The organism is Nostoc sp. (assembly GCF_036917935.1).
Classification (GTDB): domain Bacteria; phylum Cyanobacteriota; class Cyanobacteriia; order Cyanobacteriales; family Nostocaceae; genus Nostoc.
In genome coordinates, this window is the sequence record NZ_JBALEL010000051.1 from 154,087 (window position 1) to 173,285 (window position 19,199).

The window sequence follows — 19,199 nt, forward strand, 5'->3', positions numbered from 1 at the left end:
GACATAGGCGAATGATTATATATTTTTTTTGAGATGACTTAGAGATGCTGAGAAAACTCTGCTGCTAAAAGGCGTGTAAATTCCTGTGCGCCTTGGTGATTTAAATGCCTACCATCAGCTCGGCTATCAATCCCATATAAAGCAGCAAAAGCATTAGGATCGTTAAAAGCAAATAGGGTTGGAATATATCCCAATTCGTAAGCCTTTATAATAGGAAAATGATCGACATCATCCTCTAAAACTGGAGGAATGAAGAAGATAGGGAAAATTTTATTTTTGCTAACCTTTTCTGAGCTATCGATTCTAGCAACAATCTGCTTAATCATTTTAATTCCATAAGAATTAAATCGTTGTCCAGATGTATCCTTTTGCTCAAAGACTCCTGACTTTGCCTCTTTTAATCTCTTCTTATAACTTTCCAAGTAATTAAATTGAAAAACCTGTTTCTGTTTTTCATGATCTTTCATCCAATCCATTGAGTAATATCCAGCTTCTTCTAATAATCTATCATTAGAAACTACTGTTGGTAATCCATTGGGTTGTAATTTATTCCCTTGTTGCTGCCAAAAATTAGAGAAATAACCAATTCCTAGCCATCGATAAAGAAAGCTGACAAAATTAGCATAAAAACCAATAATTCTACTTTTTAAAGTATAGTTGCTTTCAGCAATTAAATGAAAGTTTTCTATAGTTTTAAGAGGAGTATGCCAGTAAACATTTTTAGATGCAGTTGGCGAATTTTCAATGAAACTGTTAACTAAACAGTCTAAAAATATCCATTTTAAATTTGCTGGTTTTAAATCTAAAATTTTTTGCAAATAGAAATCAATTTCAGCTACATTTGCCGCCATGATTCCAAAGTTGAAAGACTTGACTCTCTTACCGTGTGCTGCCATTACTTCATTAAATACTTTAGGAACAACTCCTTGATAAGTGGTACTAGGCCCCATAAAAATAACATTATAATCATCTTTGTGTTTAGCAAAATATTGTAATTTAATACTGATATCACCAAGATTTTGAGGAGTATTCTCAGAGGGTAAAACTGTATTAATTAATCCAGCAGTCGAAATCAAAGCCAGTATAAAAATTATGCTATAAACAAACATAAATACTGGTTTTGGTATGGTTTTTTGCCAAATATGTACATTCATTTTCGGTTGTATTAAGGGTAAATAAGTTATTTTTAATTCACACAGAGACGCAGAAAGGAAAAATTTTAATTTTCCGATTTAATTAAAATTGACGTATTGTTGTTATTTCTTTGAGTGTAAAACTCGCTCGTTAAAATAGGTGGGTATTTTGCAGTTTCATTTGCCTGTAAACAACTTTCAGAACAGGCAATTTCGGCATCATTATTAGGAGAGGCAAAAAAAGCAAAGGAGTATCTTGGTTGGATGTCTTGGGATGCAGATGGTATTGCAACTTGGTGTTTTGTGGCATAAACTTTATCGTTAGTCCATCGTTGCAAAATTTCTCCTGCCATGACAACAACTGTATCAGGAATCAGGGGAACTGGAACTCGCTCTCCAGTTTTAGTACAAATTTCTAACCCTTCTACCTCATGCTGAAATACGTATGTGATAGTATTTCCATCTGTATGTTCTCCCAGGCGAATATTTTGGGTTTTGGGAGGTTCAGATGCACCAGGATAGTGATGTAATCCCATAGCATGATTTTGTTCAGAATGTAACTCGACAAAATAGGATTCTGGCAGTTTCAAAGCAATGGCTAAAGCTTCAAGAACTTTCAGCATACTTGTGTGACAAGCTGCGAAAAATTGCAACATCGTTTCTCGAAACTCTGGCTGATTTTGTAGCCATTGGTTCGCTTGGTGAAAAGGATGATCTAGTTTATTCAATTCCTCTGGATTCATTTCTCTACCAAAGTAAAATTGTTCGCTGAGTATGCTTGACATCCCCAAAGGGATATATCCCCGGTGACACTTTTCTGTTAAAGCTATCTGTTGTTTATCTTCTAACGGTAGTGCAAAAAAACTCTTAGCTTGAGCAAATGCTTGAGCTATTAAAGTTGTTGAAACATCGTGATTTTTTAGGTATAAACATCCTATTTCCTGTAAAGCACTAGCGATTTGATGAGCAATTAATTCTTTAGAAATTGTGTCACCTCCTAAGAATATCTCGAAGTCAATGACTGGAATCGGTGTTGAAATAATAGATTCTTTTGAAAGTTCTTTAGTTGAATTCATCGTTAAAATGAGTAGGGTTATAAGTAAAAATAGAAAAATCTATTTTTTCTCAGATGCATAGCTTCCTGTCGCAATTTGATTGATATATTCATGGGTGCGAATTGGTGGATAGTTGGGTGTTGCGTTTGACTCTAAGCAACTAATTTCGGCATCGTAATCAGGAGACTCAAAATAGATAATCGAGTACCTGGGATTACTAGGAAATTTGGAGGGGAGGGGAACTCGATGTTTGGTAGCGGGAAACTTATCGTTTGTCCAGCGTTGCATTAAATCTGCAAGGATGACCAGCACTTTGCCAGGGAGGAAGGGGGCTGCAATCCACTCTCCCGCATCGTTGCAAACTTCTAGCCCTGCTATCTCATCTTGAAATATTAAGGTAATGCTGCCGTAATCTGTATGTTCAGCAAACCGCATCTCTCCGGGGGAGGGAGTTTGTTGTAGAGATGGATAGTGATTTATGGAGGTGTTGAAGTTGCGCTCAATATGGAAATCGGTAAAGTAAGACTCTGGTAGTTTTAAAGCGATCGCCATTGCTTGTAAAATATTAAAAGACGCATCACGACAAGTTGTAAAAAATTCTAGTAGCAGTTGGCGAAACTCTTTTTGGTTTTCAGGCCATCGATTAGGTTCACCAAATCCTTGGGGAGTTACACCCGCTTCATTGATTGTAACGTCTAAACCAAAATTGAATGCTTCTAGTAATACCCGCTTTTTACCACGAGCAACATAGCCTCGACTCGTTCCTGGAGCAAGTTTTACTTGATTTTTCTCCTCTTGTGGTAATGCGAAAAAACTCTGCGCTTGAGCAAATACTTGATCAACTAAGGTCTGAGGTACACAATTTTCCAGGTAAAAACATCCAATTTCTTGAATAGCGCACGAAATGCGATCGGCAACTGCTTGTTTGGCAACAATATCACCAACCATAAATGGATGGAAATCAATCACAGGAATCTGTGTGGAAACAATTACTTGGGGTTCACGTTCTTTGATTGGGTTCATCGTTTAAAAATTCCTCTTTGTAATTTGTAATTTTGAAAGTTAGATTTAATTTGTTTTTCTAAGTACAGCTTTGCGTAAAATCGTAATGTTTTGAAACGCAGAGGGTCGCAAAGTAAACGCAAAGTAGCGCAGAGGTTTGAAGAATTTTTTCCAAAGTTGTTAATTATTGATAGGATTACTTTTCAGTTCATAAACATTCCAAAATGTTCCTTGTAAAGCAGAGTGTTTTATGCCGTGAATGCGATTTCGTACAGATACCATCGATAAGGAGTTCACTAGATAAATAAACGGTAAATATTCCTGACTCAGCCTTTGAGTTTCTGCATAAATTTGTTGTCGGCGTACTTCATTTGCTGCTGCACCTTGAATGTAGAGATCGGCTATCTTTTGTTCCCAATCTGCTACCTGCTGTCCAGTAATTGGTATTTGTCCGGCTTGGGGTTGGCGATTAAAAAAATGCCAGTTTCCTTTAGTAGACCAAATATTTACTGCTTCGTTGGGTTCTATTGTCATCGGAAAACCATCCATAATCTGGCAATCCCAATCTAGACGATTTGTTAACTTGTCTACAACCAATCCCACTGCAATCAAATTCAAATCTACCTGAATTCCTATCTGGCTCAAATCGTCTTGAATTAAAGGAGCCATGTTCTGCAACACCTTATTACCAACATTAGCGGTGAGCGTAAACCGGACTCGATTCCCATCGCTATCGAATAACTCACCTTGATTGTTGTATCGAAATCCTGCCTTGAGAAGTAATGTTTTTGCCTTCTCTTGGTTATAGTTGTAGACTGGTAAACCTGCTTGCTGAGAGAGATAGTAAGGACTTTGCACTGCGATGGACGAATTTTGCAACGCTCCTACCCCTGCAAATAGGTTGTTGACCATCCGCGGCCGATTGATGCTATAAGCAACGGCTTGGCGGAATGCTACTGTATTGAACCAGCGAGATTTAATCGGATTAACTAAAGGCTGACCATTTCTAAGCCCTGTATTTAAATTAAACATCATCGCTGTGGTTCCTGTTTGAGAACCACCGTTATAAATTGTGAATTTCCCCCTTTTTTCTTCTCGTTTCAATAATGAAAAATAGTTAGGATTTACGTCAATAAAATCAAGTCCTCCAGAACGAAATTGAATTAACGCTGTATCACTATTACTCACCGTATTTATAACAATACGATCGATATAGGGTTGAAGATGACTTTGAGTATCTTTACGCCAGTAATAGGGATTTTTGCGAAAGGTTATCCGCTCACTTGGAATGTAAGATTCTAATTTGTAAGCACCGTTGCTAATAATTTGGTTCGGTGGAGTATCTGTACCCCAAATTGAGAGAAATAGCGGTCTACCTGCGGAGTCTTTTGTGGTGATGCTGGATCGCAGAATGTGAGCAGGTAAAATTTCTAGTTTTGTTGTGCGAATAAAGGGCGCAAAAGGTTCTGGAAGAGTAAATTCAACACTCAAATTATCCAATTTTTCCACTGTAGGAAAACTGCGTGTTTTACCTATTTGTAAAAAATCTTTGGCATAGGAAGGAATGGCAGGATTCGTATAAATATCTTTATAAGTAAACACCACATCATCAGCAGTTAGTGGTTTACCATCTGACCATTTCAGTCCTTTCCTTAATTTAAAAATAATTCGCTTTTGGTCTTCAGAAATCTCCCACGATCGCGCTAACGCTGGTTTAATTTCTCCTCGATCATTTTCACGAATTAGTCCTTCGTAGAGGAAAGTCAAAATTCCTACTCCCTGTTCCATCAACTGAGGATTAAAGGTGTTGGGTTCGGCAGAACTACTAACGATGATTTGAGATCCGGTTACTGTTTTGCGAAGCAAGTTAGTTTGGACGCAACTAACTAGGACAATCGCCAGGATAAATCCGATGATAGCTGGCAATCGCCGACGGCAAATAGTAGTAAGTGCGATCAATTTTCGCATAGTTGTACTCTCAGAAACTTCTTTTACCTACCCTACATGGCGCTGTATCCCCCATCTACCATCAAAATTGCCCCCGTCACATAAGAAGCTGCCTCAGACGCGAGAAATATCACTGGGCCGATGAGTTCCTCTGGTTTTCCGCGTCGCTGCATGGGAATCACAGCACTCAGATGTTGCTGATCTTCCTGTGGCGATCGCCGAAATGTTTCAGTACCTTCCATAATGTTATCGATATAGCCAGGAGCAAAAGCATTGACGCGAATCTGGTGATTTGCCCATTCCAGTGCTAGCGATCGCACCAGTAAATTTACCCCTCCTTTCGATGCTGTATAAGCCGCCGAACCACTGATTCCCACTACACCGCCGATAGAAGAATTCATAATAATTGAGCCGCCTGTCCCTTGTTCGATCATTTGTCGAGCCGCCAGTTGAGCGCAGTGAAAATATCCTTTGAGATTGACGTTAATGATGTTATCCCACTCTAATTCTTCTAATTCAGCCGCCGATTTGATGATGTCAATGCCGGCATTACACACCATAATGTCAAGCCTGTGATAGTAGGCTACGGTTTGCTCAATTAGGTGTAAACAATCTTGGCGATTTCTGACATCGGTAGGAATTGCGATCGCTTCGCCTCCAGCCTCCTGAATTATTTGTGCGGTTTTTTCTGCTTCGGTTCCTTTAATATCAGCAACTACAACCTTTGTGCCTACAGCTGCTAATCCTTGAGCTATGGATTTGCCGATACCTCGTGCAGATCCAGTGATAATGGCGACTTTTCCTGTTAGGTCAAAAAGGGAGGGTTTCACGGTTTTTTGTTGGAGTGTTGAAATGGAATAAAACGAACCACAGAGGACACTGAGGAAAGAGATTGAGAGAGGATTAATTATCGATATTCTGTTGGGTTATGTAGTTACTCCTTTTCTCTGTGTCTGGGCGGTTCGTTTTATTAAATTTTGGATAGTTTCTGCCTGCTGGACAATGGTAGATTTTTCAAATAGGGAAACTAAGGGTAGCTCTATTTGCCAAGCTTTCTGTAATTTGTATGTAAGTTGTAGAACTAGTGCAGAATGTCCTCCAAGGTCAAAGAAGTTATCTTGTGTACTGATATGTTCTAACCCTAAAACTTCTTGCCAAATAGCTAATATGGTTTCTTCAATAGAGTTACTGGGTTCAGTAAATTCATTCTGAAAGTTATTCGCTATTGGTAATTTGTTATTTGGAATTGGTAAATTTTCCCCTTCATTTAAAAAGGGAAGTTCACTAAGACGTTGCTCAGGATTAGTAACTAGATATTCAAGTAAATTTTGAAAGACTGTTACCATTCTGGCGATGCTAGCAGGTGTAAACAAATCGGTTCTGTAGACTAAAGCGCCTTCAATTCCCTCTGTTGTTTCTTGGAGCGTCAAATTTAAATCAAATTCGGCTGTGTCTTTGGTATCTGTGGCAATAAATTCCTCCTTTAAAGTCAAATTTGCTAGTTTTAAATCATCTTCTGGAGTGTTTTGGAAAACAAACATCACCTGAGCTAACAGTGTGTAACTAGAGTCTCGAACTGGTTGCAGTTCTTCTAGTAGTTTGATGAAAGGCATTTCCTGATGTGCATACACTCCTAAAGCCACTTCTCGCACCCGCCGCAATAGTTCCCGGAAGGTGGGATTGCCTTCTAGGTTGGTGCAGAATGGCAGTAAGTGGACAAAGAAACCAATGAGTCCTTCTGTTTCGGGACGGGTACGATTAGCAACAGTGCTGCTAACAATGATGTCTGGTTGCCCTGTGTAGCCGAAAAGTAATATCTTGAGTGCTGCTAACAAGGTCATAAATAGGGTTGCGCCTTCCTGCTGACTCAATGCTTTGAGTGCTTTGGTTAAGTCTTTAGAAATTACCAAAGTTTGACGCGCACCTGTGAAGGTTCGCACTGGTGGACGTGGATAGTCTGTAGGTAGCTGCAATACTGGAGGGGTAACACCTAGATGTTGTTTCCAGAATTGCATCTGTGATTCTAAAACTTGCCCTTGTAACAATTGCCGTTGCCAATGAGCAAAGTCTGCATATTGGATGGGTAACTCGTTCAGGGAGAATCGCTTACTCTGAGAAAAAGCTTCGTAAAGGGTTGCCATTTCTTGAGTCAACACGCTAAAAGACCAACCATCGGCGACAATATGGTGCGTTGTGACTACAAGCAAATGCTCAGTTTCACTCAAACGCCAAAGTTTACTCCGTAATAACGGCCCCCGCGCCAAATCAAAAGGCTGTTTAATCTCCTTCTCAGCTTGTCGTTTCGCTTCTGTTTCAGGGATGTTTTGTGAGTCTACTACTGCGAAGTCAAATACAGGTTCAGGGGAAATTGTATAAACTACTTGTCCGTTTTCCACCTTAAAGGTACTTCGGAAGGTTTCATGTCGTCGTACAATTTCTCTTAAACTCTGCTCTAACGCTTTCACATCCAGCGAACCTGTCACGCGATAAACTAGCGGCAGGTTGTAAACAGGATTGCCGGGATAGAATTGCTCGAAAAACCAAAACTCTAGCTGAGTTAAGGAGATTGGCAGTACTCCGTCACACGATCGCCCGACTTTAAATGGTATAATATCTGGCGCAAGTTCTTGCTTAGTTGCTGTCTCAACTGTTCTAGCTAATGTTGCGATCGCTGGAGATTCAAATAAACTTCGCAGAGGCAATTCTACCTTAAATGCTTTGCGTATCAAAGAGATAACCTGAGTAGCAAGTAAAGAATGTCCTCCCAAATTAAAGAAGTTGTCGTAAATTCCAACTTGTTCTAACCCTAAAACATCCCTCCAGATACCTGCCAAAATTTCTTCGGTTGGTGTGCGCGGTGCAACAAAAGTTTGAGCTAATTCTGGTCTGCTGGTCGTCGGTTCTGGTAAAATGCGACGGTTGACTTTACCGTTGAAAGTCAGGGGAAACGATTCCATCTGTACAAAAGCCGATGGAATCATGTAGTCTGGCAACTGGTCTTGAATAAAATTACGCAACTGTTCGAGGGTGAGAGTCTGTCCTTGAATTGGTACAAAGTAAGCGACTAAATATTTTTCCCTAGCACTTTGCCCAAACACCTTAGCCACTGCTTGGTTAATTAGGGGATGTTTGCTCAAGACTGCTTCAACTTCACCAAGTTCAACCCGAAAGCCCCGAACTTTTACTAAATCGTCGATGCGTCCTAAAAATTCAATGTTGCCATCGCTGAGGTAACGTGCCAAATCTCCAGTCTTATATAATTTTGAATTTTGAATTTTGAATTTTGAATTGTAAAACGGATTTGGGACAAATTTTTGGTTTGTCAAATCTGGGCGGTTGAGGTAGCCACGAGCCAAACCATCACCACTAACGTAGAGTTCCCCAGGAACACCAATTGGCACGGGCTGGAGATTGCGGTCTAATAGATAAACTTGGACGTTGACGGCAGACTTCCCAATTGGTGGATAAATTGGCCATTCTTCTGGCTGGTTACTAAAGGTATAAGCTGTAACTAAATCGGCTTCTGTGGGCCCATAGAAATTATAGAGTCTACAATTCTCCAAACGTTGAAACAGCTTAATCATTGGTTGAGTAATCTGGAGTTGTTCGCCACAGGCGATCGCTTCTCTAATGTTCTGAAATAGATGTTCTTCGTCTCCGTATATTTCTGCTAATTGTTGCCAGATGGTAACAGGAAGAAATACTTTAGCAATTGGTTCAAATGCAAGTAACTGAATTAATTTATCTAAATCTTTGCGATCGCCTTCGGGAATCATATACAAGGTGCCACCCAAACCCCATGCAGCAAAAATTTCGTGATAGCTGACATCAAAGCTGAGGGAAGCAAACTGAAGAACACCCACGCCTGTTGTCATCTTCGCTTGATGATGTTCGATTAAATTGGTGAGCGATCTATGAGGGACAAGCGTACCTTTAGGAGTTCCTGTAGACCCAGAAGTATAAATTACATACGCTAAATTATCTGCTTCTGTATCTGTCTGAAGATTGATATCAGATTCTTTGGCGATCGCATCCCATCTCTCATCCACCAAAATTAGATGGTGGTGGAAATCCTTCTCCAGTAATAGCTTTAAACTAGCTTGAGTTAAGACAATGCTTGCACCAGTATCCGCTAGCATAAATGCTAAACGCTCCGGGGGATAGGTGGGGTCAAGGGGAACGCAAGCACCGCCAGCTTTCAGGGTTGCTAATATAGCAACTGCTGCTTCTAAAGAACGTTCCAGACAAATCCCCACAGGTGCATCTGGTTTGATACCCAAGCTTTGCAGATGATGAGCTAATTTATTGGCACGTTGATTTAACTGTCGGTAGGTCAATTGTTGATTCTCATACACCACCGCCACAGATTCGGGTGTTTTTTCAACGTGTTGCTGAAATAATTGATGGATGCAATCATGGATGGGATTAGCGGCTTGAGTAGCATTCCATTCGACTAACTGTAAATCTTGTTCTGCTTGTGTAAGTAGCGGAAGTTCGCCTACACTGCGATGAGAATTAGTAGTAATACCCTGTAACAGCATGAGCAAATGACCAATCATTCGGTCAATGGTATCTGCATCAAAGGCATCGCGATCGTAGTTGATTTTGATTACCAGTTCATCACCGGGAATAGCCACCAGCGTTAAAGGATAATTCGTTTCTCCCAGGGCTTGGCGATCGCCTATTCTCAAATTTCCTGGAAGCGCTTGCAGTGTTGCGTTGACAGGGTAATTTTCAAACACCACAATGCTTTCAAACAAAGGTTGATTCCTCGGAATCTCACTCACACCTTGAATATCTACCAGTGAGGTGTATGAATACTGCTCTCGTTGTATATGCTCTTGTTGCAATTGCACTAGCCAAGGCAATAAATCAACTGTTTCAGGGATTTTTATCCGTACAGGGAGGGTATTAATAAACAACCCCACTATCGACTCTACACCAGATAAGTTATGAGGACGACCGGACACTGTAGCCCCAAACACCACATCAGACTCACCACTGTAGCGACTAAGTAACAACGCCCAAGCTGCCTGAACTAAGGTAGAAACGGTGAGGTGATGTTGTTGAGCAAAAGATTTTAAGGTAGCAGTTGCTTCGGCTGATAGATGTTGGTGTCGAATATAACTGGTTTGCTGGTGAGCAATCTGCCCTACTGCTTGTTCCACAACCAAAGGCGTAGAAGCAGTAAAACCCTCAAGAGTTCGCCGCCAAAATTCCTCAGCACTAGATAAGTCTTGCTGCTGCAACCAATTAATGTAGTCTCGGTAAGAGCGAGTTGGAGTTAAATATAATTGTTGATTGTTATTTATAGAATCGTAAAAAGCAAAGATTTCTTTAAAGAGAATCGGCCAGCTCCACCCATCAAGCAATATATGATGAAAGCTCCAAATAAAATGATAAGTCTCGTCTGCTAACCGAAATAAAATAAACCGCATCAAGGGAGCTTTGTCAAGTTCAAAACTTTGCTCTTTATCTGTGTCTAAGAAAGAAATAATTTGTGTTTGCTGTTCCTCAGTTGAGAGCAAACGCAAGTCTTTGTTAATCCAAGGTAAATTAACTTGTTTACGTACTACTTGAACTGGCTGTTTGCGGTTCTTCCAAACAAAAAGTGTCCGTAAAGCTGAGTGTCTCTGTACCACTTGTTGCCAAGCTTGTTCAAACGCACTCTTGTTTAAATCGCCATAAAGAGTAAAGCGAAACTGCTCAAAGTATATTCTTGATTCTGGCTGATAGAGGGTATGAAATAACATCCCCTGCTGCATTGGCGAAAGGGGGTAGATGGCTTCAATATCTTTAGCTTTATTTTGATTTTGTATAGCTATCATTGTTATATTTTTTTTAAAATTAACCACAGACAGAAAAATGCAATTTCGCTAAATTACTTAAAAAGCTGCCGTAGACAAACCGCCATCTACTGGAATAGTTACACCTGTTATATAACTAGCGCATTCTGAACTTAAAAAAGCTACTAAATTGGCAACTTCACTAGAAAGACCGCGACGACCGATAGGAATGGTGTTATCTATTCCTTCTATAATCGCCTCAATATTTCGGTCTTCCTTTTGGGCGAATACTTCTAAATATTCTCTATGCCTTGGAGTATCAATCAGACCAGGATTGACGCAGTTAACTAAAACATTCCACTTAGCAACTTCTGTGGCAACAGTTTTAGTAAAGTTGATTAATGCAGCATTGCCTACTCCCGATTTAACAAGACGACTAGAAGGTTCTTTTCCTGATGTCCCAACAATATTGATAATGCGCCCCCATTGCTGATTTTTCATTGTCGGTAGTACCAGATTCGTCATGCGAATATAGCCCATTAACTTGCCTTCAAAGACAGTTAACCAATCTTCATCAGATAGATTTTCTACTGCTTCATTAGAAAATGTAGCCCCCTGAGAATTATTGACCAAGATATCAATTTTGCCAAATTGGGTGAGAGCTTCTTGTACTAATTTTTGAGAATCACTTGGGTTTTGAACATCAGCAAGAATGGGGATAACTTTTGCTTGGGAACTAACCAAACTTTGATAAGCTTGTTCTAAACGCTCAGAATTTCTCCCACAAATTATTAACTGACAACCTTCTGCTGCCAGCTTTTGGGCAACGCTATAACCAATGCCAGCACTTGCTCCTGTCACTAAAGCTACTTTCTGTGTTAATCCTAAATCCATGATGAATATTCCTTTAGGAAGCAGTGAGCGATCGCGCAGTTATTTCATTAAAAGAAGCTTTTTGGTAAGATAAATGAGAGCGAGGTGGAATCAAAATTTCAACCAAAGAAACTGCTTCATCAGAGGAATTATATCCTCCATAAAAGACATCAGATGGAGCATAATAAATACTACCATATTCTAGTTCCTGCTGTTCATCTTCCACAGACATCATCAACTGACCATTCAGGATTATTCCCATTTGTTCGCTAGCAGATTGTTGCATTGGGATAATTCCTCTTGGCGGAATTTCGATAATCACAATCTCAAACCAAGAAGCAACAATAGATTGGCATGAGAAACCAGTAATTTCATCTTTTTTAGGCGATACCTTGAGAAACACTTCGTCAGTTTTTTCTGATGGTAAGGAAGTTATGATTCGTTTTACATCGAATACTATTGCTGTTTCTGGAAAAATATTTACAGAACCGTGAGGAACATAAGCATTGGCAATGTAAGCTTGTTGCATTGGTTCAATAATTTCTTTGGTTCCGTTGACGTTCATTTCTAAACGACCAGAAATTATCATCCCCATCTGACTTTCTAGATGTTCGTGTAGTGCAAAAGTAGCTCCAGGAGCAAGATATACTAATTGAACGAGCGTATCTTGACATTCATAAGCTATTAATTCTACATCTGAATTAATTTTTGTAGTTTTGGGATTTGGAAAAAATCTAGACATGACTTTCTGCTAATTTTTTATAAAAAATTGACCAGCTCATAGGAATTTTCCCATAAGTAGAAATAAACTCCAAATCATAAGCGTCAACAGCATTTTTATTAGTAATAGCCAGAGTAGCTAAACCCTGTTGAACTTGAATTGCTGCATCGCTAGTAGAAGGAGACAAATCAACCTGAATTTCTGATAGGTCTTGGGAGTCTGGTAAGAGTCTCGACAACAAAGGTAAGGGTGCGGGATGAGTAACAAGTCTCGCTCCTTTAAAAACTACCTCTGTATTTTTTTTCTTAGCCAATCCATAAACTGGAGTTGGATAGATAAAAATGAAACCTAAATCAAAACTTGGCTCCATATAAAACTCATTAATCATTTGGTAAGCATGAGGAACTAGAGCTAGATCAATCTTGTCTTGCAGCAAAGCTTCTTTGACATCTGGAAAGCCATCAAATAACTGAATTTTTCCAGTCACTTCTTCTGACTCTAATTGTTTGACTATATAGCTAGAAGCATAGTCACTACTAGTACCACTAGGCCCTAATGTGCCTATAATCAAATTTTTTGCAGCAGGAATAGGAGGTCTAAATTCAATCGAAAACTTTAGCATAGTTTTAACAAAGTCGGATAGGATAAAAAAGAAAGTTAAAATTACTAATTTTTAAATATCTTCTGTGCCAAATATTAATTTTTTATCTATATACTCAGACTTAATTTGACTCAAAATCAATGCAATTAGTACCAGAACTGTGCCAATAAAACCGCGGACTCCAAACTTTTCACCGAGTAGCCAAAAAGAAAAAACGGATGTGAGTACCGGATCGATGGTACACAATAGCGCAGCTTCAGTTGCTGAAATCCATTGCTGGCCTATTGTTTCTAACCAGATAGTACCAGCAGTCCCTACCAGACCGAGGTAGAGGATAATAACATAGTTATTCCTTAAAGTCTCAAATTGCCCAACCATCTCTGGCGCTGCCCAGACTGCACTTAATACTGCTACAATCCATAGTTGGATGGCAGTCAGGGATAGGGTTGAGTGGCGTTGTGCAGTTTCCTGAAGTACCAACATATAAACTCCGTAAATGAAGGTTTCAGCAAACAACAACAAATCACCTATGCCTAAAGAGCCATTTTCCCAGCACATAATACCGATGCCTGTAAGAGCAACTCCAGCAGCGAGTATAGTTTTAAGAAACAAGGGCTGACCGAATAACGCTGCCAAGAGAGGTATGATGATCGCATTAAGGCTGAAAATGAAGCCTCCCCGGTTGGCATTGGCAGTTTCTAGCCCGATCGCTTGGAAGGCAAAACAAGCAAAGAGGAGAAGTCCTAAAACTGTGCCATCGCGTAATATCTGAGCGTTTAATGAGCGCAAATATGGGGTAAATATCGCGGCTGCAACGGTGAAACGGCTGGCGGTAAGTACAGATGGCGAAAAGCTAGTGACTGCATCTTTAGTCAGTGGGAAGGTTGTCGCCCATATTAGACTGACGATCGCGATCGCAATTATGCCCCGAATGTGGAGGGCGTTTGGCGTGGGTTGATTGCAGTCATCTAGTTTCATGTTATGTTTGCTACTCATTTAGATCCGTTGCAATGCCCCAGAACTTCTTAGTTCTGCTAAGGTGGCATTTCCAGTACAAAATAAAGCTGTTTCGAGTTCAGCAATCAGAACTTCGACTAACTCATCAACGGCAGCTTCTGATTTGACGGCTGCTTCTAAAAAAGGTCGGGCTAAACCTCCTATATCGGCTCCTAAAGCGATCGCTTTGGCGACATCCAATCCGTTAAGTAACCCACCAGAAGCAATCAAGGGAATTGTCGGCGCGATGACTCGAATGGAGTTAAGACACTCTGCGGTTGGTAAACCCCAATCAGCAAAAGTTTGTCCCAAACGGCGCTGCTTGTTGTGTGCGGCGCGTTGGCTTTCTACTTTTGCCCAGGAAGTTCCACCTGCTCCAGCGACATCAATGGCTGCAACTCCCGCATCGATTAACTTTTGGGCGATCGCTCCAGAAATTCCATTTCCTACTTCTTTGACAACAACCGGAACGGGTAGTTGCTGACAAAGTTGGGCAATTTTACTTAACAGCCCCCGAAAATTTGTATCTCCTTTTGATTGCACGCATTCTTGCAGGGGGTTAAGATGCAAAATTAGTGCATCCGCTTCCAGGGAATTTACAAGACGCAAGCAATCATCAAGCCCACATCCATAATTTAGTTGCACAGCTCCTAAGTTCGCTAACAACAGAATGTCAGGAGCAAAAGAGCGGACAGCAAAGGTAGGAGCTAAACGAGGTTGTTCAATGATAATGCGTTGCGAACCTACTCCCATTGCTAATCGGTAGCGTTGAGCAACAGTTGCTAAACGAGTATTGACTAGCTGCGCTAATTTAGTTCCCCCTGTCATAGAAGAAATCAGCAGGGGAGCGCCGAGATTTTTGCCTAAAAAGGTTGTTTGCAGATTGATATCACTGCGGTTGATTTCAGGTAGACAATCATGAGTAAAGCGATAGCGCTCAAATCCAGTAGTTACGTCCTGAAACTGGACATCTTCTTCTAAACAAACACGTAGATGGTCAGCTTTACGAGTCTCAATTTCAGTTACAGTATTGACTGATGGGACAGTGGTAGTCACGTCGCTTTGCTCCGAATTCAAAATTAATGATTCCCATAAATAATGGGGCTTATATCGAATGGCACTAAGTTAAGATATAACCCTTGCCCTGACTGGTTCCTAGCCTGAAGGCTGGGAACCCATCCTGGGAGGGCTGCCGCCTCCTCTTTCTTGACGAGAGGCAGAGCCTCTTGGAATACATTCCAGCCTGGAGGCTGGGAACGAGGCAACACAAGGCTTTGGGCTTATCTTAGTGCCATTCGGGCTTGTATCCTTTTAGTTTTTGGTCATAATGGTTTTCGTTGACGACGGGTTATTGGTAGTTTTGTGTAAATAGCCTCCTGAAATTTAGCAACATCAAACTCGGCAATACTAAAGACTCCGATTTTGTCGAACAGCCGCGATGAAACGCTATCTTGACAGATGTAGTTAACGCGAATATCTTCGTGTAACGATTCCAAAAGAAGTTGGATATTCACTCTTCGCGCTTCTTCAATGGTTTTACTGTTGGTGTCATCTGGGTTGAGGGTATGTCCGTAACTGCGAACATGAAAACGGCACTCTCTTGGCCCTGCGGGAACTAACGAAAAAGTTTGGACGTGTTCGGGAAATACGCTCAAAGAAAAAGGCATTGGGATTTCTTCTTGCGCTGACATTGAGCAGAAAGCTGAGTAACACAGCGTTTCGGGCAAAGAATCGTTTTCAGCAGCAAAATCTTGTAATTCTTGTTCACGCTCCCAAGAATGTCGAGCGATCGCTTTGGCGCAATCATAATATTGTCGCTCGATTGGGGTTAAGCTGGGTGAAGCCGGATCGCGCATGGGAATAATCATGCCGTTGATGCCTTCACAATCACTCGAAACTCCAAACCGACGGGTTAAACCTTTGTGCATCATGGGAAAGTGGTAATCTTCTAAGAAATTTTCCCACAGCAGTTTGTAATCTACCTCCACACTAATGTCATACCGACCGACTCCACCAATGGGTTGCATATCTTCAAGTTGGTATGGTTCCAATAATCCAGGTAAATACCAAGTATCAGCTAATCTTGAACCTTCCCAAGTAAAGCGAATGAAAATAAATCCATAAAAACTGTCAATATCAATCGGTTCTAAACCGTAGTTTGGTAAACCAAATTTCGGATAATTCCCTCGTTGTGTAACATCCTGAAGTTTGCCAGCGAACAATTCACCGCTAGCAGTGCGAATGACGTAGGCTCGTTCACCGACAATATCCAGCCAAGTGAAGTTACCCGGTTGCGGAACTTCATTGATATGGCAAACAAATTGCCAGGTTGGTTTAATTAAATGCTCAACTTCGAGAGCAAACAATGCTGCATCGCCATAAATCCAGATTGGCAGTGCTTGTCTTCTTTCAGATGATTCGGAATATTCTATGCCATCAGTATCAATTTTAGGATACTCAATAGACTTTTCAATCAACTGCCCTTGCTCGTCACTGCTGTAGACTCGTTGCAGCACTTCATCCAGTTGTGGGGTTGACCCATCACTATCAACAGTCAGGATAACGTGTTTGAGTTCCGCAATCAATGATTGCAATATTAATTGGCAACTATCGCTTCTTCCTTCTGAGGTAATCTCTACAATGAGTTGTTTTATATTTTCTTCTAAATAACCAATTCTCAACCAAAGGCGGATTTGTTCTGGAAGTGTGGCGGTTTCCCCCTCTGCATAGCCTGGACTCACAGAATTAAGTAGATTGGTAATTTCTACCCCGATATTTTGCTGGTTTTCAAGTTGTGATTCTAGCTGATGTTGATTATTTTCTGAGAGCTTGGCAAAAACCCCTTGATTCTCATCAATCTTGACCTCAAACTGCTGCAAACTGTAATTTTCCAGGTTAAAATCAGCACCAAACTCGCCTCTATTTGCCCCTGGTGCATTCTTGCAATCACCACCTATGCTATAAGCCCATCCATGATAAGGGCAAAGAGTCGGTTTATCTACGCCTACACAACCGTGACCTTGAAACACTGGTGCTTGGCGATGAGTGCAGACATTGAGAAAAACGCGAACCGTTCCGTCTGCTTGGCGCACAGCTACCAAAGGTTCCTGAAAAATTTGAACAGTAACAAAATCTCCAGCCTGGGGAATTTCTGCCGCGCGACAAATGAAATACCAGTTCTTCTCTAGTTCCGATGGTTCAACAAAGATTGAACGAATAATTTTAGCGGCAAAATAATTATAAACAGTTTTGATATTGACTTCTGTATTATTACGTTTATTATATTCCAAAACTGCATTTACAAGATATTTATAAGCTGTTTCAACAGCATGGTCGCCCTTTGCTGACAATAAAATACTGACAAAATTATTCCATGCTACTTCATCCTTTTTAGCAAAGTTAGTACCTGTAGCAGCAAGGAAGTATTGCTGTCGTCCTACTTCAACAAAAAGTTTACATAGTTCCTTTTCTTTTATTAAAGTCATTTCAATTTTTCCTACTTTTCATGATATCTGCGAGTAATTATTTTGAAATTGTGGCATCGATAGATAATTGGTGTATCCTAACTTTTTTAGCTTATTTAAAATTTTATTTGCGCTTTGGGCAATAGTTTCTTCATTAGTTTTGCATTCAACATCAGGTTTCAGAGGTACTTCATATAAATCATCAATTCCAGTGAAATTCTTGATTTCACCAGCTCTAGCTTTTTTATATAAACCTTTGACATCTCGCTGTTCACAAACTTCTAATGGTGCATTGACGTATACTTCAATAAAATCTCCAATGCGCTCTTTAACTTCTTGTCGGATTGCCCGATATGGCGATATGACTGAAACCAGTACAATAACATTATTTCTAGTTAGCAGGTGAGCTACAAAACCAATTCGCCGAATATTTTCGTCTCGATCCTTTTTGCTGAAAGTTAACCCCTGACTTAAGTTTTGGCGAACTACATCACCGTCTAGTACCTCAATTTTATAACCTTGCGATCGCAGTTCTGTTTCCAAAAATTGGCAGATGGTGGTTTTGCCAGCACCACTCAAACCAGTTAACCATATTGTTACACCACGCTGTTTATCCACCATCCTACCCTTACGCTTTTACTAAACAATGTACTGTAGGTTGCCAGGATTTGCGAATTGCTATTTGAATACATAACTTGATTCCTTTTATGTATTTAGTTTCGCTTAGTTAATAAGCTGCTAATAACCAATGGCAGATGTCAATTAATAACTAACAATTGGTTATTAGCAATACTTAAAATATTAATCTTCTAAAATCGGTTCGGGAATGACTGGTACTGGATGGTCTAGACGATAAGCATTCCAAGGTTTGCTGAAAGATTCTCGTTTAATTTCTGAAAATCTTCTTAACTGTTTATAAAACAGACTTTCATAAAATTCTAACTCTTTTTTTATATAATAAGGAGCTTTCTCTCCGTAAACTTTTACAAACATTCTGTATGTATTATAATGTTTAGCGGCTACATCGTCTGAGTAAAACATCAAATCGTCTTCAATGTCATTGACAACTTCGAGAGGCCACATCAATTTCAATTCTTCATTTAACTCTTCTTGTTGGTAATTTAGACCTAACATTTTGAGCAAAGTACAATGCAATACTCGATAGTCAGAAGAGCGTAATTCAGCCGCTTTTTTAATCATTTCGTGAGTAACATGAGAACTGGCTAAAATCTGGGTTTCTAATTCAAAGTACTCTCCCAGTTTCTCCATATAAAATTCAACTTTAGAATGCTTGATATCGTACTCTTCTAAAACAGCCAAGATAATTTCTTGTTTGGATTGCCAAGGAGAATGTTGGAGTGTCGCATAGCCTTCACCTTGAATTTTTTCAACTTCATCATCGGTTTGATAAACCAGAGCTTCAATAAAACCTAAGATGGGATAAAAGCGAAAAAAGTCATTCATTGAGAGATTATAAATTGGAAAATAATAAAGCATAAACTCTCTCAATACTCTGCTAGACCGACGCATACTCTGATAAGAAATGCAAGAGATTTTGGAAGCAAATTTATTAACCAAAATCCCTGGATTACGCGTGGTTGTGAGTGTCGCTTTCGAGATT

14 protein-coding genes are annotated in these 19,199 nt (G+C 40.1%); all 14 read right to left on the reverse strand.

What is annotated here, in order from left to right:
* Positions 1-38: 38 nt before the first annotated feature.
* Entirely contained in the window at positions 39-1,154 is a 1,116-nt protein-coding gene (locus V7K62_RS21415) for a hypothetical protein (RefSeq protein WP_334867575.1), read from the reverse strand.
* A gap of 65 nt (positions 1,155-1,219) precedes the next feature.
* A complete protein-coding gene (locus V7K62_RS21420) occupies positions 1,220-2,209 on the reverse strand; it encodes an isopenicillin N synthase family dioxygenase (RefSeq protein ID WP_334867577.1) in 990 nt (329 codons plus the stop codon).
* A gap of 39 nt (positions 2,210-2,248) precedes the next feature.
* Positions 2,249-3,211, reverse strand: a complete 963-nt coding sequence (locus V7K62_RS21425) for an isopenicillin N synthase family dioxygenase (protein ID WP_334867579.1) — start codon at positions 3,209-3,211, stop codon at positions 2,249-2,251.
* Positions 3,212-3,370: 159 nt separating this feature from the next.
* A complete protein-coding gene (locus V7K62_RS21430; protein ID WP_334867581.1) occupies positions 3,371-5,158 on the reverse strand; it encodes an ABC transporter substrate-binding protein in 1,788 nt (595 codons plus the stop codon).
* A gap of 32 nt (positions 5,159-5,190) precedes the next feature.
* Complete coding sequence (locus V7K62_RS21435) at positions 5,191-5,967, reverse strand: SDR family NAD(P)-dependent oxidoreductase (RefSeq protein ID WP_334867583.1); 777 nt, start codon at positions 5,965-5,967, stop codon at positions 5,191-5,193.
* 96 nt (positions 5,968-6,063) lie between these two features.
* Positions 6,064-10,965 (reverse strand): amino acid adenylation domain-containing protein, encoded by a 4,902-nt coding sequence (locus V7K62_RS21440; protein WP_334867585.1) that lies wholly within the window; start codon positions 10,963-10,965, stop codon positions 6,064-6,066.
* A gap of 57 nt (positions 10,966-11,022) precedes the next feature.
* The gene (locus V7K62_RS21445) at positions 11,023-11,817 is read right to left on the reverse strand and encodes an SDR family oxidoreductase (RefSeq protein ID WP_334867587.1); all 795 of its coding nucleotides are present in this window, start codon (positions 11,815-11,817) and stop codon (positions 11,023-11,025) included.
* Positions 11,818-11,830: 13 nt separating this feature from the next.
* Positions 11,831-12,538, reverse strand: a complete 708-nt coding sequence (locus V7K62_RS21450; protein WP_334867589.1) for a cupin domain-containing protein — start codon at positions 12,536-12,538, stop codon at positions 11,831-11,833.
* The gene (locus V7K62_RS21455; RefSeq protein WP_334867591.1) at positions 12,531-13,139 is read right to left on the reverse strand and encodes a LysR family transcriptional regulator; all 609 of its coding nucleotides are present in this window, start codon (positions 13,137-13,139) and stop codon (positions 12,531-12,533) included. The genes V7K62_RS21450 and V7K62_RS21455 overlap by 8 nt, the downstream gene beginning before the upstream one ends.
* 51 nt (positions 13,140-13,190) lie before the next feature.
* Entirely contained in the window at positions 13,191-14,114 is a 924-nt protein-coding gene (locus V7K62_RS21460; protein WP_334867593.1) for a DMT family transporter, read from the reverse strand.
* Positions 14,115-15,170 carry a type 2 isopentenyl-diphosphate Delta-isomerase gene (fni, locus tag V7K62_RS21465; protein WP_334867595.1) on the reverse strand — a complete coding sequence of 352 codons (1,056 nt, stop codon included), beginning with the start codon at positions 15,168-15,170 and terminating at the stop codon, positions 14,115-14,117.
* A 266-nt stretch (positions 15,171-15,436) separates the two neighbouring features.
* Entirely contained in the window at positions 15,437-17,599 is a 2,163-nt protein-coding gene (locus tag V7K62_RS21470) for a Rieske 2Fe-2S domain-containing protein (RefSeq protein ID WP_334867597.1), read from the reverse strand.
* An 18-nt stretch (positions 17,600-17,617) separates the two neighbouring features.
* Complete coding sequence (gene cysC / locus V7K62_RS21475; protein WP_334867599.1) at positions 17,618-18,199, reverse strand: adenylyl-sulfate kinase; 582 nt, start codon at positions 18,197-18,199, stop codon at positions 17,618-17,620.
* 180 nt (positions 18,200-18,379) lie between these two features.
* The gene (locus V7K62_RS21480) at positions 18,380-19,075 is read right to left on the reverse strand and encodes a hypothetical protein (protein WP_334867601.1); all 696 of its coding nucleotides are present in this window, start codon (positions 19,073-19,075) and stop codon (positions 18,380-18,382) included.
* Positions 19,076-19,199: the final 124 nt, after the last annotated feature.